The organism is Ruminococcus sp. Marseille-P328, assembly GCF_964249465.1.
Taxonomy (GTDB): Bacteria; Bacillota; Clostridia; order Lachnospirales; family Lachnospiraceae; genus Blautia_A; species Blautia_A faecis.
Genome location: NZ_CAXUBQ010000005.1, coordinates 131,908 through 146,327, shown reverse-complemented (window position 1 = coordinate 146,327; position 14,420 = coordinate 131,908). Strand labels below are relative to the sequence as shown.

The following is a 14,420-nucleotide window of genomic DNA, read 5'->3' as shown; positions in this document are numbered from 1 at the left end:
CTATCATGCCAACCTTGCATTAACCTTGCCGCAACCTTGCATTAACCTTGCAATTTGAAATCCAGTAAAATGACAAAGGCTCCCGCCATAAAGACGGGAACCCGCTTAACTCTCCAAAGGAAAAAGCAACATAAATTCAGTTCCTTTTCCCGGCAAACTTTCAACTGTTATACTCCCACCCATCTTTTCTACAAGCTGATGGACAATAGAAAGACCAAGTCCGCTGCCTTTTTCGGAGCGTCCTTTATCACACTTATAAAGCCGTTCAAATATGTGTTTCAAATCTTCCTTCTCAATTCCCACTCCATTATCCGCCAGCAGCAGCTCCATGTTATTTTCCTTCTTTGACAGGACAATTTTGATTTTGTCTGCATGGCTGTGAGCAATTACATTTTGAATGAGATTGTTGACGATCCTCATATAGCTGTCCATATCCAATCTTACCCGGACAGGCTGTTCGGGAATATCAATGTCATACTCAACCTGTTTATCCTCAAAAATCGGTATCCAGTCAATCAGGATATTTCTTGTCAGCTCTGCGGCCTCAACGCTCTGGATTTCTAAAGCAAACTCGTTGGAATTTAACTTGAACCAGTCAAAGAGCACATCAATATATTCTTTCAGATCATGGGCTTTCCGGCGGGCGGTTTCAATATAATCATCCCGGTCTTTTCCTGTGACCAGTCCTTTGTGTGCAGCGTCAAGATACCCAATCAGAGTAGTAAGGGGCGTTCGCACATCATGGGAAAGGCTCGTCATAAGCTGGCGGTTGGTTTCTTCTGTCTGCCGTACAGTTGAAAGTCTGCTTTCATAGGCCACAACGATCTCGTTGATTTCATAGGCAAGAGGTGCTGTCAGTTCATTTGTTGCAGATAAAATACGCCGGTTGCCATTTCCGTTTTTCACATCAACCAGCACATCGGTCATTTCTGCTATTTGTTTTTTTACACGCCGAACGAGAACGATGGAAGTCAATACAACCACAACAGCAATCACAATGGACAAGAATACGATAATTTCCATGTTGACTACACCTCCTTATTAAACCGGTAGCCAATCCCTTTGACCGTTTGTATATACTTTGGGCTTGAAGGATTGACTTCTAATTTTTTACGAAGTCGGCTGATAATCGCCATAATGTTACTGTCATCATAGAAATATTCTTCGCCCCATACTTCCTCATAAATCTGCTGTTTGGTCAAAATTTTCCCTTGATGTTTTGCACAGTACAGGAGCAAATCAAATTCCTTTGGGGGCAGTTCAAAAGTGCCGTTTGATGTAGTAGCAGAACGATTTTCAAGGTCAATCTGCAATCCGTCAAAATTTAGCTTTTGTATGGCTCCAGCTTGCTGATTAAAGCGAGTGTAGCGGCGAATGAGGGACGCAATACGGGCAATCAGTTCGTCCATATCAAACGGTTTTGTCAGATAATCGTCCGCCCCGGCTCGTAAGCCCCGTACTTTAGAAATGCTGTCATTTTTAGATGTGAACATCAAAATCGGCAGACTGTTCTCTTTGCGGATTTCTTCCAGCGTTTCAAAGCCATCCATACCAGGCATCATCACATCCAGCACCACAAGCTGATACTCCTGCTCTCTTAATTTTTGTAAGCCCTCTTTTCCGGTATTACAAAAATCAGCTTCTATGTTTTCTGCTTGTACGCTACGTTTAATCAAAGCGCACAGTTCTCTGTCATCATCTATAATCAGGATTTTATTCATGGTGCAACCCCTTCCCTTGTTTTGTCCTTCCGTCAATCGGCTTTTCCGCATCTTTTGGAATTAGCCAGATAGTTGCCATCTTTACAGCACCAGGAATACGCCCGGCAGCACAATAGTAATTTACTCTACGAGGTGTCACGCCCCATTTTTCGGCGGCCTCTTTTAGTGTCATATAATCCATTCTGCACCTCCATAGAGTATATTATAGTTCTTCGACTCGAACAATACAAGTTTTGGAAGAAAAGAATGTGAAATCAAATAGTCAGTAGTATGAAATATACAGTCGTTCAAATAATATCACATGAAATGTAAAATCATATCAGGTGATGTTATGAAGATAGAACGAGATGAAAGACGCTTTGATTTTCACGATATAGGGCTCGCCATCAAGCGGGCAAGAGAAGCCAGCGGCATGACGCAGGAGCAACTGGCCTATATTGTCGACCGCGCTCCGCGTACCATTATGTATAATGAAAATGATGGTCAGCATCCAAGCTTCAACACCTTTTATCAGATGGTCACAATGTTTGATATATCGGTGGATCAATACTTTTACCCGTCCCAGAATAGCGGGAGCGAGTGCAGGAAGCGGATTGATGCCATGTTGAACGCCTTGGACGAAAGAGAATTGAAAATCGTTGAAGCTACAATCCAAGCGATGAAAGCATCGAAAGAAACGGAGGAAACGTAAAAGAAAGCGTAACCTCCGTTTTTTGCGCCATGTTGCGGGTTGCGCGTTTTGGCAAGCAATTCGGGTGTGGCCACACTCCGAAATTTTTGCAGGGCGCAGGGCCCGCAAAAATGCTTGTTGGGGAGCTCCCCAAACCCGCTGTACTTCGGGACAAATTGTCCCAAAGTCCCGGTGCGCTGCACCGTAGTCTGCGGCCCGTCACTATCGTTCATGGGCCTTATTTTCACGCTCGTCTGTTATGCCGAGCAGATGATCAATGTTCGCTTTTACCGCCACGGCCTCCCGCATTTGCCGCTGGGCCTCCCGGTATTCTGCATAAAGCTCTTTTTTCTGTTCTGCCAGCTCACGGCGGGATTTTTTTAGTGCTTCAATCTTAGGGAGCTTTGCGCCGTTCAGTATGGTGTTCATGGTATCTTTTGCCGCCCGGTAAGTGGCAAGCTCCGCTTCATGCTGGGCCAGATACTTTTTGCTGTACCGTGCAGCCTTGTACCCGTCGAACACCGGGCGGGTCTTGGCATAGTCCACCGTGGCAGCCATCAACTCCGAGGTTTTGGAAAGAGCCTCCTCCGTTGTGCGGAGCTCGTCAGACAGCTTGTGAAAGTGATCCACCGCAGCCTCGGTGCTGGCCGTCAGCGCCGCATAGTCTGTCAGATGATGCTCCTGCAAATATTGGAGCGCGGCGGCCATCTGTTTTAAGTTGTAGACCTTGGCCCATCGCTCATAGGCTGGGCCCTTGCCCTGGGCCATACGCTCTTGAATGTCGATGATGAGATCAACTCGCCGTGGCGGAACCGTGGGCTCCTCTGGCAGCTCAGGGAGTGGACGTTTCCCGGCAATTACTGCCTTGATGTCCTCCGGGTCAAATCCGGCTCCCAGTGTAGAAGCCCGGAGCCGAGTCGGTTTTTCCTGCCCGGGCGCAAGGAATGAGATGACACCGCCGCGTCCCTGTTTCACCGAAAAGCCGGACTCCTCCATGAGACGAAGAAAGTCGGCAAAGTCTGTGGGCTTTTTCTCCAAAGCCGCGAGAATAGCCAGCCGTACCCGCTGCTTGGCAGAGGGCGGCTTTTCTCCGATCCACTGTCCATAGTGGAGAAAACGGCCCTTGCTGTGCTGGCACGGATTTTGGATAACAGACAATTCATGTTCGATGCACACGCGGTCAGAGAGCCGCCGCAGGGCAAAGGACGAACCAATGAAATTATGAAATTTCCGGGAGCGGTCAAAGGCCGTCGCATTGAAATAAATGTGATTGTGGATATGGGCCTTGTCGGTATGCGTACAGACGAAGAACTGATACTTTCCCTTTGTCCAGCGCATCGCCGTTTCATAACCAATACGGTTTGCTTCTTCCGCTGTAACCTCCCCGGGCAGAAACGCCTGCCGGATCTGAAAGAACAGGGCCCCGCGAGATACGGCTCGGCCTGTCTCTGCAAGGTATTGACTTTTTACCAGAAGAAACTCGGCGGGAGCCGTGTTCGGATCGCAGAGATAGGAAGATACGGCTCCCAGCTTTTCCGGGTTCAGGCCATAGGTGAAACGATCCTCCATCGTTTGAATTGCACTTTTTCCCGCCGCTGTTTTATAAGGGCGGATGTAGGTGGTCGCCGTAGAAATTCCTCCTTCCGGCAAACAGTATTTTTACTTTGGGACACTTTGTCCCGAAGTAGAAAAAGCCGGGGAGCGGTATCAACCACTCCCCGGACGGGTCAGAGCTCTACCAGCGCGGAGAGCTGTTTCAAGAGATCAGACAGCGGCCCCCACAAAGCGGCATAGTCCCGCTGCAAGGCCGCGAGTTCTTCGGGATAAATCGCGCCGTAGGTGTTGGCTTGAATTGCCACTTGGTTCAGATTGTTGGAGCAGCGCCGCTGGAGCGAAACCAGCTCACGAACAGGCGAAAGGTCAACATGAAGCACATACCCACTCAGGGCCATTTTCCGCATATAGGCTCCCATATTACGGATGCCAGCCTCCGCCATACGTTCTTGAATCAGAGCCTGCTCCGCCTCCGACACCATCACATGAAGATGGATCGGACGGCGGCGTTTCTTTGTCATCGCTCCTCACGCTCCCGGCTGCGGCAGGCGCGGGGCGGCTCCTTTACCTTATCCAGCGGCTTTTCCTGTTCGTCTGCCGGAACAGGGTGCGGCAAATGAAATTCACGGTGCAGGCGCAGCACCTCCAGTACAGACAATTCCTGTTCACGTTTCTTTTCCATATACGCACCTCCTTATCTATCGCCACGGTCAGGCTGCCTCCGTTGGGGAGCCGGAGCCTCCGAGCCGCGATCTGCCTCCGCCAACTTTGCCGCATTTTTCATCTGCTCGGCAATCGGACGGGGCCTGTCGGGATTATCAGGCGCAGGACGCAGCTCATAGTCGGATGCCTGTTTTTCCGTTAGCGGGCGGGTATAGGTAAGATAGCCCCAAGCCAAGAACGAGCCATTTTCCACCGGGATGCGCTGATCGTAATTGAAGATTTCATCCGGCTTGTTATAAGGTGGCTTCGGGAATGTCCCGATGTCCACAGGCCGCTGGGTCGAATAATACTTGTAAAGGCCGGGAGCCTCGGTCTGCCTGATCCCCACGTTATAAATACGCTGATAGTCCTGCACCCGGTCTGTGAAATCCTGTTCCATCGCGGTGCGGTCATTTCCATAGTGACCCCATTCATACTGCCGCTGGCCGTCCTTGTCATCATAGCAGGCCCATGTGACATAGCGGGATGGCGCGGTGGGATGTTCGCCCAATGCAAATCCCCGTCCATTTTCCAGCATGACCGCCTTCAAAATAGCATAACCTTGATTTTTGTCCATAGTACACCTCCCATCATCGAGACATTTCTTTGTTTTCTCTTTTCGCAAACGGCTGGAGCTGATAGGGGCTTGTACCGTCCTCGGGCCGCAGAAAGTCTATCCGGGCTGCAGCACGGATGGCGTTCTGGTTAAGCTGCCGCTGCCATGCCCCTTGGCTGGGAGCCCACTTAAAGCCGTTGCTTTTCAGTTCCTGCCTCTGATCGGCATCGGGCTTTTCCTCGAAAATGAGCTGCAAACGGTTTTCAGCCTCGTTGATTTTTGCCTCGCCTCCGGGGAATGTCCAGCCTGCAAACTCGGAGCGGTTGCTCAGTTCCTCAATGCGCTGGCGCACACGGCGGATGTTGGCGTTGTTGTTGGAAAGCAGATAGGCGGGGTATGGCTTGCTTTTGTCCAAGTGCCATGACTGCGCCATATCTGCTTTGAGCTTTTCTGCCTGCTCCGGCGTAAGCTCCGGGCAGCCGTCCAGCGTTTTGTGTTTCCGAAAATACGCATTGACCGCCTTCATGGTGGTCTGCTGGGACTCCAGCCCCTCCAGCTTTTTTGTCAGCTTTTCCACGGCCAGATCGTCATCCGCGCTGATCCCACCCATTCCAACAGAGCGGATTTTATCAAGCAGCTTTGAAATCTCCGCATACTCTCCATAGTTGCGATCCCGGGCGGCGTTCTGCTTGTGCTTTTTTGCCACAGGGAAATTACCGCCCCCGGAGATCAGAATAGAGGGCACCCGGGCATCAATCACATTGCGTTCATTCAGATTTTCCGCAAGTTTCCGGGCATAGCGATCCACCAGCGCGTCAATCTTATCATGGTACATGGGATCGACACGGGCTTTCTGGCGTTCCGCCGCTGCATACGCTTCATCGACCATTGCCCGGTAGCCCGCCGTAGCGGAGCCCGGCTGATAGTCGGAAAAGCTGTTCATATCTTTTGCCCGCTTTGCGGCTTCTTCGTTGATCGGATAATATTTCGGCATAGTACCTCCTTCCACAAAAGCCGGAACTTTGGGACAAATTGTCCCAAAGCCCCGGCAGCTAAAATGTTGACAGCATCTCACAGAAACAGGGCTGGACGTAGAAACATACGCCTCCCGCAGAAAAGGGCCTTAAAAAGCCTTGTCACAAGCGGGTTTTGGGTGTCCTAATTGTCAACACATCAGCCCCGTTTTTTCCGCATATATTCCCGCTGCTGTCTGCGGTGTGCCGCCTTTGCACAGGCCGCCGAACAATAGGTTTGCCGTCCATCAGGAGCCACGGCTCTGCCGCATACCGGGCAAGCCTTGAAATCCGGCCTTGGCCCTTCTGCCAGCAGCGCAACCTCCAGCGCCGGATCAAGGGGCAGAACTGCCTCGCGGAAGTAGCGGCAATAAGCCCCTGTCCAGCATTTCCCAAACATATAGCACTCGCAATCCAGCGGCAGGCAGCCGCAGTCCCGGTCATAGTTGGCACACCATTTTGACACCAGCCTGCGGATTGCCGCTTTTTCTGTCCGGGTCAGTTCTCGGCCCACAGCATCACCTCCCGTTGCCCGGTGGTTTGAGCTGCTCCCGGTAGCAGAACACGCAGCCGATCCCGCGCCAGTAAGGGCAGCCGTCACAACGGGAGCCCTTCGGCGGCAGGCTGGGCGGCACACCCTTAAAGTAGCTTTTTTCTTTCATAAATCCCTCATAGGGGTTGTTGGTAAATCTCATTCATTATCCTCGCTTTCGGTATCGTCCTCGTCCCAAGGCGGCCCATCGTCCTCGGGATCGTCATAATCAGCCAGTTCCTCACTGTAATCCTCTTCGGGTACAGCAGCTTTTTCATGCTTCGGGCGGTAAATTTTCAAGTACCAGCCTGCACCGCCGCCCAGAACAGCCACTGCCAAAATCAGCAGAAGCGTCCCGGTATTACTTTTCTGCTGGGGCTCGGGTTCCGGCTCCTCCGCAGGTTCCGTCACCGGAGCGGGTTCGGGAGCTGTGCCAGCACACTCGGTCATGTTGACCGCGCAGACCTCGCAATCCGTATGGATGGCTCCGGGCGCACATTTTTCTGTGCAGGAGCAGGCCGGAAGTTCTCCGCCAGCGGCCTCCAGTGCCGCCAGCAGATCGGCTTCATCCACCATGTTCAAAAAGTAGGTGTGATACTGTTCGCCGTCCTCGTCCACAGGCTTGTCATAGTCAATGACAATGTAAAAGGTGTTGCCGCCGCTGGTTTCCACCGTGATGAACTGTTTGTTGGTTGCGGCATCGTAGAGCAGATCGCGGGTCACAAGGTTTCCATCCTCCGAAAAGCCCTCGCCCGGGGTAATGGTAGGCGCTGGCTCCGGGGCCGGAGTTTCTTCCACAACAGGCGGTTCCTCATTTCCGCCGTCCGAATAGGCATAGGCCGGGATTGCAAAGCCGCATAAAAGAACGGCGGAGCAAAGCCCCGCCGCCAACATACGAAAGTGTTTCATATTCAGTTTTCCTCCTTTTCTTCTTCGGACTTCGGGACACTTTGTCCCAAAGTGCCGCCGTCCTTCAGCTTTTCAAACAGCAGCGGGAGCTCCGTAAGGGAAATGCTCATACCGCGCACAATGTCCACGATCTCGCTGTTTTCTGCCTCCAGCTTTTTCTGCTCCAGCTCCTTGAGCCGGGCCTGCTGTTCACTGATTTTGGCCTTGACCTTATCAATCTCGGCCTGAATTTTCATGCTTTTGGTAGTTGCCATTTCAAAACCTCCTGTCACGGTAAACGCCCGTAGGCGTAAAAATGAGATTGCCAGTAGCTTGTATTCAAATTTGCGTAGCCAATGGGATCTCCGCAATGCAGCATTTTCCCGTCACCGACATAAATCCCGCAATGGCTCACGCCCGGCGTGTCATAGGTGCCTTTGAAGAACACCAGATCACCGGGTTTGGGAGAGCTGGTCGGCGTACAGATGTTATAGAGCCCCTGGGCTCCCAGCCTGCCCACATTCCAGCCGGAGTGATTGATGACCCACGAAACGTACCCCGAGCAATCAAAGGAAGTGGCGGGAGAACTGCCGCCCCACACATAGGGATAGCCGATGTATTTCTGCGCTTCAGCAAGCATCGCAGCAAAGGTTTCATCGTCCAGATATTCTCCGGGCACTTCGTAGTCACCGGGTTTCCCGGTAATGTACTTGTTCACATAGGGAGAATCCGGGAACAGATCGGGGCGGTTTCCCAGCGTTGCCATATAGATGGCATACCGGGAAAGCTGATCCTCACCCATAACGTATACAGGCACATGGGACAAATCAAAATTTTCCAGCGTGACCGTACAGATGTAATAATCGTAAGGCACCTGATAGGTGTCCGTATGGGAGTTGCCATCCTCGTCCGTCCATGTGTCGGTTTCCGTGCGATACCGGGTTTCCACCACCACATCCTCGGTCAAAATGTACTGGCGGTCAAAGAGCATTTGCAGCGTTCCCTGTACCTCGCCTATTGTCCATTGTCCCTCATGGAGCGCACACAAAAGAGAAAGCAGCACATAGGGATCATGTTCGATTTCGTCCAGATCGAAGTGGTATTCGTCATAGTCATGGGTGCTTTCATAGGTGTCCAGATAATGCTGTAAATCATCTTCCAGCGCACAATAGGCGGCTTCGGCGGCCAGCATATCACGATCCTCGCAAGGATAGGTGCTGGCTCCTAATGCACCGGCCCCGGCGTTCCCCAGCATAAGCATGGTAGAGGAACAGGACTGCATAGCAAACAGGAGTAACACACAGAGCACCGCAATCACGGCACCTGCGGGATGACTTTTGACAAATTCCACTGCCCGGGCAGTCAGGCGTTCTGTGGCTGTGGCAGTTTTCCCAGCCGCAGCCGCGCTCTGCTTTGCAGCCTCCTTTGCCTGCTTGCGGTATTGCCTGCGGTGCCGTTGCTTCTGCCAGTAGCGGGTAAGGGCATTTTTCGTCAGCTCCGGGTGCTCCTGTGCGGCGGTGTGAAAATGGTAGTCCGCCGTGTACTTGGTATAGCGGGCCTCGGCCTTGCGTACCACTTTTGCCGGATGTTCCCGGACTTTACGGCGCACAAAGCGAGAGCCATGCCGCAGCGCGGTTTCTCCCACAAGCTCAGAACGGTGTGCGCCTTCCGTGCCGACATTTTCCTGTTCCACTTCAAAAATCTTGCCATGCACGAAGCTGTGAACGGAACCGCTGGCAACACGGCCTATGCGTTTTACCGGGCCGGGCTTTTTCGGCGGCTTTTGCTTCGCCAGCTTCTCCCGGGCCTGTTCCAGCTTTTCGCCTTGGGACTCCATGCGGAGCTTTGCCGCCGCAGCCTGTTCCTGCTGGCTCTTTTTGCGGAACTTGGACTTCGGGACACTTTGTCCCGAAGTGCCGGAAGCCTCCGGCCCGGGCTGTTCCCCGTCAGGGGCGTGGGCGGTCTGCGACCAAGCCTCCTCCTTGGTCTTATTCGTTTTTCGTTTCATTCTTCATATCCTCCGGGCGGGTAGTCAGCAGGTCATAGATTTCTCCGCGAGGGAACCGATCCACAAACGGAATGGTCACATTTCCATAGAACAACAGCCCCTCGCCGGAATTGCTGTGTGTGATATAGGAAAGCTGATGCTCGGAAATACCGAGCTGTTTTGCCAGAATGGTACGGTCACTCTGCGCCTGCGAAAGCAGAATCATAAAATCCGTGTTGTCCAGAATGTTCTCGATTTCCCGGCTGGCCAAAAGGTCTTTGACGTTCTGCGTCAAAGCAGACGGCACACATCCTTTTTTACGCAGCATTTTCCAGACTGCCACAAAGTAGCTGGCTGTCAGCGGATCGCGGAGCAGGATATGAAACTCGTCAAAGTAGCACCAAGTCGCCGCACCCTCGTGGAAGTTCTGATCCACCGCCTGCGAAACAAACTCATTTGTGATGTGCATTGCAATCTTTCTAAGGTTTTCGCCCATGTTTTTCAGAACGATGCACACCACACGGCTGTCCGTCTTGACGTTGGTAGGATGGTTAAAGAGATTGAGGGAGCCTGTGCAATAAAGCTCTAAGGCAGTTGCCACGCGCCGGGCTTCGGGCTCCGGCTGGCGTAAGAGCTCTTCGTACAAATCCTGCAACAGCGGTGTTTTTGCGGTTTCCAGTCCGAGCGCCTGTTCCCGGTACACCAAACGCACACAGCGGTCAATGACCGTCTTTTCAATGGGCTGCAAGCCTTCCTTGCCGCCGACCACCAGCTCGCACAGGGATAAAAGAAAATCCGCCTTCATGGAAAGCGGGCTTTCTCCGGCGGCCATATTGAGCTCCACATCCATCGGATTGAGGTGGTGCGGGCTGTCCGGGGCAATCTCGATCACCTGGCCGCCCAGCCTTCGCACCAGCGGAGCGTATTCGCCCATCGGGTCAACCACGATGATCCGATCCTGCGGGATGGTGAGAAACACATTCAAGAGCTCGCGCTTTGCGGCAAAGCTCTTTCCGGAGCCCGTAGAGCCCAAATACATCCCGTTTGCTGATTTCAGCTTTTTGCGGTCAGCCATGATGACATTGTGAGAAAGTGCGTTCATGCCATAGTAGAGGGCCTGCCCCGCCATGCGGAGCTCTCTTGTCATAAAAGGGATAAAGATGGCTGTGGAGCTGGTTGTCATACCGCGCTGGATTTCTACCTCGTTGTAACCAAGGGTCAGCGAAGAAACAAATCCCTGTTCCTGTTGCCAGTCCAGACGGCGTAGAGCGCAGTTGTATTTCTGCGCGATGCCGCCCACGGTAAACACATCGTTTTCCAGCCGCTGGCGAGTAGGGGCAAGGTTTACCACCGTAAAGGTCAGCAGAAACATTCGCTCATTGCGGGATTGCAAATCAGCCAAAAGCTCCGCTGCGTCCTTGCTGAATGTGATCAGGTCAGGGGGAAGAATATCCGGGTCATAGCCGGAGCGCACAGCCTTTCTCTGTTCCTCTACTTTCATTTTTCCGATGTCCGAGATTTTCCCCTTGATGGTCTTGATTGCCTTGAGCTGATCCACGGTCTGAATGTGCATGGTCACAGTCATTTCTGCATCCAGCTCCAAGATTTCCGCCAGCAGCTTATCCGAAAGCTCTGATGCCATAATCTGCAAGTAGGACACCGCGCCCCAATACTGGCCGATACGGAATGTTCGGGACTGGCGGAAGTCGAGACTGTCCGGGGCAATAAAGTCTTTTGTGCCGAGCCCGGTCTGCGGGATGTCTTTCCACGAAAAGCGGAACGCCTCGCGGCTCCCCGGATGCATCTGGCTATGAAGCAGCGCAAGGCGGGCCCGCCCGTCCATAGGCTCCGAGGGAACGCCCAGCCGCTTAAAGTTTCCCATGACATCAGCCTCCACACGCTCCAGACGGGGCCGTGCCTCCGCAATCCCCTCGGCGGGTATGCCAAAGGTGATGTATTTTGAGCGTTCAATGCCGTTATTGCTTTTGGCAATCTGATTTTTCAGCATCCCGGTAAACTCGTCCCGGACGCTATTATAGTTGTCAGCCGCTTTCGGGATATTGACCTGATAGCGGCTGCGGGAATGAGAACGGCGGTTGATAAAGGAAAGCTGGAACGGCAGCGAACTGTCAAAGTAGTTGAGAAATGAGCTCCATCCGCTGAATATGGCAGTCTGATCCTCGGTGGATGCCACGGAGTAATTGATGTCCTCATATTCCACGGTTTTTGTATAGAGCCCGCCCGGGAGCTTGCACACACCGTCCGGGTGCATGGACAGATACGGGATTGTCTGCTGAGCAGACAGGGTCGCCCGGCCTTTACCCTTGGCGACGGCTCCGTTTTTCTTCTTTGTGTTTTTCAATCACATCCTCCTTTCCAGCGCCCGGCCCGGCAAAGGGCGCATAAATGTTTTCGGTTCGGTAGGCCCTGATTCCCGGCCTTAGAAACTTGGCCCGGATGATGTTTCGCACAACCTTTTCAAAGGGCAAGCCGTCCTTTTCATACATGGCCAGCAGGAACGCCGGGAGCATAATTCCCAGCATGAGAAACATCGCCCCGGTATTGCCGAGAGTGCCACGGGTCAGCAGATAGGCCGGAATCCCCACTGCGCCCGCGCTGCCGAAGCAGACAAGCTGGCGTTTGGTGAGGTTGAAAGCCATCTTTGTTTTGATTTTGGATAAATCGTTTGGTACGTTTACATAGGGCATAGATCACACTCCTTTCTGCACTTCGGGACAATGTGTCCCAAAGTCCGGGATGGTTGGTGTTACTTCATTCCCCCATACAGCCCAACCGGGCGGGGTCTGCCTGGCAAAGAGCTCCACGCGGGGCAGATCGCCCATCAGGGAAATGATTTTGGCGCGGGCCTCGTCCGGCTTTTTGCTATGGGCTTCAATCGGGGAAATGATGAATTGATGAATGTTGGCAGCCTGCCGCTTTGGATGTCCCTTGGTTGCCAGCAGGCAGATTTCTGCATTGCCCCTTGTCCAGAAGCCAAGGCCGTAAAACCAGCTATCCGCCTTCTTGTTCTTTTTCAGCCAGACGAAAGCAACGCTTTTGTAGGTGAAGCCCCAAGCCTCGATCAGCCGGAGCGCCTCCGGGAGCTGCGGGAAAGTAGCCCATAAAAAGAGTGCGCTGTCCGGGGCTGCAAGATCAGCCACAGGCAACGCACATAAATCCTCAATGCTCATAGTTGGATAATGATTTTCCGCCGCGCCCTGTACTTTCTTAGCCGAGTAGCGCCAAGGGGGATCGGCGTAAATGATAGAATACTGTTGGATAATTACACTCCTTTCTCGCCGGAGCTTTTTACTGCCTGCGCCGCACGGATGCGCTCACTGGCGGCGGCATAAAAGGACGGGGCCGTTTCAAAGCATACAAAGCGGCGTTCTGTGTTGATGGCTGCAATCGCGGTTGTGCCGGAGCCAACGCAAATGTCCGCGACCAGTTCTCCGGGGTGGGTATAGGTGCGGATCAGATACTCGCAGAGCTCCACGGGCTTCTGCGTGGGGTGGATGCCGCCGGACACCGTAGGCACAAAAAGTACATTTCCGGGATAGCGGCGGCCATCGTTGGACTCCGATCCCTGCCGTTCAAATTTCCCATAGTTGGAGCTTGTACCGCTTCGGGAATGAACGCGGGCATAAGGCTTGCCATAAGTAAACTGCGGATTGTAGACCGGGGACTTCTGGTAAAACACCAAGATATTCTCGGACTTTTTCAGTGGAGCCCGGTTTGCATTGAGAAAGCCCGTTCCGCGCTCCTTGTACCAAATCCACTCATAGCGGAGCATGGCGAGGTTGGATGCGCCCAGCACCTTGTCAAAGGGGCACTGTGCGAAAAACAGCACTGCGCCATTCGGCTTGACTGCCCATTTCACCGCCTCCCACAGCTCCGGGAGCGGCAGGGGCACATCCCAATAATTCCGGGTTGTGCCGTAGGGCGGATCAGTCAGCAGCATATCCACGCTATGTTTTGGCAAAGAACGCAAGCCCTCGATGCCGTCCATGAGAAACAAGCCCTCTTTCGGGACACGTTGTCCCAAAGTGCGGCTATCGGTCATTGCGGGCCTCCTTTGCTTTGGCAGGTGCAGGCCGGGCGGCATTTTCTTTTCCAGCTTGTTTCGCGGCCTCGGCCATCTGCTCCTTGATCGGGGCAGGCCGTACCGCCTGGGCCCGTGCAACAAGCTGTTCCACCGCCGCATGATACGCCTTCACACCAGCCGCGTTAATCCGCTCCTGTGTGGCGCGGTCAGGAATCCGAACCGTAGCCCGGTATCCCGTCCGGCTGGCAGGATCGGGTTTAGAGGGAGCTCCGAGAAAAATTCCGTTTTTCCCGTCCACAACCTTAAAATCGTCGATGACCACACCGCCAAAATTGACGCTGGCGAAGCCGATCAGTTTACCCTGCGGCTCAATCGGACGGACAGATACCGTGATCGGAACAACCGCCTCCTGCAAGACAGCATCTGTCCGCATTTTTACTGCCTCATCAATGCTAACGCCCTTGACTTCTGCAAGCTCCGCGATGGGAGCATCAAACAGCCAGCGCCGCTCCTCCGCAGCAATCTGCTCCGGGGTCAGCAATACATCATCTTTCTTACTCAGATAAAATTCCTCCTTTCCGCTTGCCGGAGCAGGCTGGGCGGGGTCGTCCATCAGCTCTTTTCTTTGCAGGACGGCCTCCGTTTCCGCCATAAAGCGGTAAGCGTCCGCTTCAGTAAACTCCTCCGGCGTTTTTCCATTCCATAAGCGCGTTCCATCCGCCCCGTATCTTCTCGGCATAAGCACCTCCTCC

At 53.2% G+C, this 14,420-nt stretch carries 18 protein-coding genes; 1 reads left to right on the top strand and 17 read right to left on the bottom strand.

Features of this window, described 5'->3' with window-relative positions; all coding sequences use genetic code 11:
• Positions 1-105 precede the first annotated feature (105 nt).
• Genes ACESTK_RS05575 through ACESTK_RS05565 form a run of 3 tightly spaced genes read right to left on the bottom strand, consistent with a single transcriptional unit; the run spans position 106 to position 1,902 of the window.
• Entirely contained in the window at positions 106-1,023 is a 918-nt protein-coding gene (locus tag ACESTK_RS05575; RefSeq protein WP_270514040.1) for a sensor histidine kinase KdpD, read from the bottom strand.
• Positions 1,024-1,028: 5 nt separating this feature from the next.
• Positions 1,029-1,721 carry a response regulator transcription factor gene (locus ACESTK_RS05570; RefSeq protein WP_119195385.1) on the bottom strand — a complete coding sequence of 231 codons (693 nt, stop codon included), beginning with the start codon at positions 1,719-1,721 and terminating at the stop codon, positions 1,029-1,031.
• Entirely contained in the window at positions 1,714-1,902 is a 189-nt protein-coding gene (locus tag ACESTK_RS05565; protein ID WP_117485106.1) for a helix-turn-helix domain-containing protein, read from the bottom strand. The genes ACESTK_RS05570 and ACESTK_RS05565 overlap by 8 nt, the downstream gene beginning before the upstream one ends.
• Before the next feature lie 150 nt (positions 1,903-2,052).
• On the opposite strand from ACESTK_RS05565, the gene ACESTK_RS05560 reads away from it, so the two are divergent.
• On the top strand, positions 2,053-2,412 hold the full coding sequence (locus ACESTK_RS05560; RefSeq protein ID WP_054754179.1) for a helix-turn-helix domain-containing protein: 360 nt from the start codon (positions 2,053-2,055) through the stop codon (positions 2,410-2,412).
• 201 nt (positions 2,413-2,613) lie between these two features.
• Here ACESTK_RS05560 and ACESTK_RS05555 read toward each other — a convergent pair whose 3' ends face one another.
• The 14 genes from ACESTK_RS05555 to ACESTK_RS05490 form a co-directional block, all read right to left on the bottom strand.
• Positions 2,614-3,960: a relaxase/mobilization nuclease domain-containing protein gene (locus ACESTK_RS05555; protein ID WP_373119097.1), complete on the bottom strand. Its 1,347-nt coding sequence runs from the start codon at positions 3,958-3,960 to the stop codon at positions 2,614-2,616.
• Between the two features lie 158 nt (positions 3,961-4,118).
• Positions 4,119-4,466: a plasmid mobilization relaxosome protein MobC gene (mobC, locus tag ACESTK_RS05550; protein WP_003020363.1), complete on the bottom strand. Its 348-nt coding sequence runs from the start codon at positions 4,464-4,466 to the stop codon at positions 4,119-4,121.
• Positions 4,463-4,627 carry a hypothetical protein gene (locus ACESTK_RS05545; RefSeq protein ID WP_014080207.1) on the bottom strand — a complete coding sequence of 55 codons (165 nt, stop codon included), beginning with the start codon at positions 4,625-4,627 and terminating at the stop codon, positions 4,463-4,465. The genes mobC and ACESTK_RS05545 overlap by 4 nt, the downstream gene beginning before the upstream one ends.
• Positions 4,628-4,639: 12 nt before the next feature.
• Positions 4,640-5,224: a hypothetical protein gene (locus ACESTK_RS05540; protein WP_003020359.1), complete on the bottom strand. Its 585-nt coding sequence runs from the start codon at positions 5,222-5,224 to the stop codon at positions 4,640-4,642.
• Between the two features lie 13 nt (positions 5,225-5,237).
• Positions 5,238-6,197: a hypothetical protein gene (locus ACESTK_RS05535; RefSeq protein ID WP_373119062.1), complete on the bottom strand. Its 960-nt coding sequence runs from the start codon at positions 6,195-6,197 to the stop codon at positions 5,238-5,240.
• A gap of 179 nt (positions 6,198-6,376) precedes the next feature.
• Positions 6,377-6,730: a cysteine-rich VLP domain-containing protein gene (locus ACESTK_RS05530; protein ID WP_118533131.1), complete on the bottom strand. Its 354-nt coding sequence runs from the start codon at positions 6,728-6,730 to the stop codon at positions 6,377-6,379.
• A 177-nt stretch (positions 6,731-6,907) separates the two neighbouring features.
• Positions 6,908-7,657 (bottom strand): DUF4366 domain-containing protein, encoded by a 750-nt coding sequence (locus ACESTK_RS05525; RefSeq protein WP_118557519.1) that lies wholly within the window; start codon positions 7,655-7,657, stop codon positions 6,908-6,910.
• A gap of 2 nt (positions 7,658-7,659) precedes the next feature.
• Positions 7,660-7,911, bottom strand: a complete 252-nt coding sequence (locus ACESTK_RS05520; protein WP_015563850.1) for a DUF4315 family protein — start codon at positions 7,909-7,911, stop codon at positions 7,660-7,662.
• A 14-nt stretch (positions 7,912-7,925) separates the two neighbouring features.
• Positions 7,926-9,644, bottom strand: coding sequence for a C40 family peptidase (locus tag ACESTK_RS05515; protein ID WP_373119058.1), 1,719 nt, complete (start codon positions 9,642-9,644; stop codon positions 7,926-7,928).
• A complete protein-coding gene (locus ACESTK_RS05510; RefSeq protein ID WP_373119055.1) occupies positions 9,625-11,985 on the bottom strand; it encodes a VirB4-like conjugal transfer ATPase, CD1110 family in 2,361 nt (786 codons plus the stop codon). The genes ACESTK_RS05515 and ACESTK_RS05510 overlap by 20 nt, the downstream gene beginning before the upstream one ends.
• Positions 11,942-12,331: a PrgI family protein gene (locus tag ACESTK_RS05505; protein ID WP_015563852.1), complete on the bottom strand. Its 390-nt coding sequence runs from the start codon at positions 12,329-12,331 to the stop codon at positions 11,942-11,944. Before ACESTK_RS05505 ends, ACESTK_RS05510 begins: the two co-directional genes overlap by 44 nt.
• Before the next feature lie 3 nt (positions 12,332-12,334).
• On the bottom strand, positions 12,335-12,904 hold the full coding sequence (locus tag ACESTK_RS05500) for an MT-A70 family methyltransferase (protein ID WP_257319276.1): 570 nt from the start codon (positions 12,902-12,904) through the stop codon (positions 12,335-12,337).
• A 2-nt stretch (positions 12,905-12,906) separates the two neighbouring features.
• The gene (locus ACESTK_RS05495) at positions 12,907-13,686 is read right to left on the bottom strand and encodes a site-specific DNA-methyltransferase (RefSeq protein WP_120041463.1); all 780 of its coding nucleotides are present in this window, start codon (positions 13,684-13,686) and stop codon (positions 12,907-12,909) included.
• Positions 13,676-14,407 carry a septation protein SpoVG family protein gene (locus ACESTK_RS05490; protein ID WP_186867751.1) on the bottom strand — a complete coding sequence of 244 codons (732 nt, stop codon included), beginning with the start codon at positions 14,405-14,407 and terminating at the stop codon, positions 13,676-13,678. The genes ACESTK_RS05495 and ACESTK_RS05490 overlap by 11 nt, the downstream gene beginning before the upstream one ends.
• Positions 14,408-14,420 lie beyond the last annotated feature (13 nt).

Excerpts from the sequence above, each read along its gene's own strand:
- ACESTK_RS05505 (WP_015563852.1), bottom strand. The coding sequence starts at position 12,331 with ATGCCCTATGTAAACGTACCAAACGATTTATCCAAAATCAAAACAAAG.
- ACESTK_RS05570 (WP_119195385.1), bottom strand. The coding sequence starts at position 1,721 with ATGAATAAAATCCTGATTATAGATGATGACAGAGAACTGTGCGCTTTG.
- ACESTK_RS05490 (WP_186867751.1), bottom strand. The coding sequence starts at position 14,407 with ATGCCGAGAAGATACGGGGCGGATGGAACGCGCTTATGGAATGGAAAA.
- ACESTK_RS05515 (WP_373119058.1), bottom strand. The coding sequence starts at position 9,644 with ATGAAACGAAAAACGAATAAGACCAAGGAGGAGGCTTGGTCGCAGACC.
- ACESTK_RS05520 (WP_015563850.1), bottom strand. The coding sequence starts at position 7,911 with ATGGCAACTACCAAAAGCATGAAAATTCAGGCCGAGATTGATAAGGTC.
- ACESTK_RS05495 (WP_120041463.1), bottom strand. The coding sequence starts at position 13,686 with ATGACCGATAGCCGCACTTTGGGACAACGTGTCCCGAAAGAGGGCTTG.
- mobC (WP_003020363.1), bottom strand. The coding sequence starts at position 4,466 with ATGACAAAGAAACGCCGCCGTCCGATCCATCTTCATGTGATGGTGTCG.
- ACESTK_RS05545 (WP_014080207.1), bottom strand. The coding sequence starts at position 4,627 with ATGGAAAAGAAACGTGAACAGGAATTGTCTGTACTGGAGGTGCTGCGC.
- ACESTK_RS05540 (WP_003020359.1), bottom strand. The coding sequence starts at position 5,224 with ATGGACAAAAATCAAGGTTATGCTATTTTGAAGGCGGTCATGCTGGAA.
- ACESTK_RS05535 (WP_373119062.1), bottom strand. The coding sequence starts at position 6,197 with ATGCCGAAATATTATCCGATCAACGAAGAAGCCGCAAAGCGGGCAAAA.
- ACESTK_RS05525 (WP_118557519.1), bottom strand. The coding sequence starts at position 7,657 with ATGAAACACTTTCGTATGTTGGCGGCGGGGCTTTGCTCCGCCGTTCTT.
- ACESTK_RS05575 (WP_270514040.1), bottom strand. The coding sequence starts at position 1,023 with ATGGAAATTATCGTATTCTTGTCCATTGTGATTGCTGTTGTGGTTGTA.
- ACESTK_RS05555 (WP_373119097.1), bottom strand. The coding sequence starts at position 3,960 with ATGGAGGATCGTTTCACCTATGGCCTGAACCCGGAAAAGCTGGGAGCC.
- ACESTK_RS05560 (WP_054754179.1), top strand. The coding sequence starts at position 2,053 with ATGAAGATAGAACGAGATGAAAGACGCTTTGATTTTCACGATATAGGG.
- ACESTK_RS05565 (WP_117485106.1), bottom strand. The coding sequence starts at position 1,902 with ATGGATTATATGACACTAAAAGAGGCCGCCGAAAAATGGGGCGTGACA.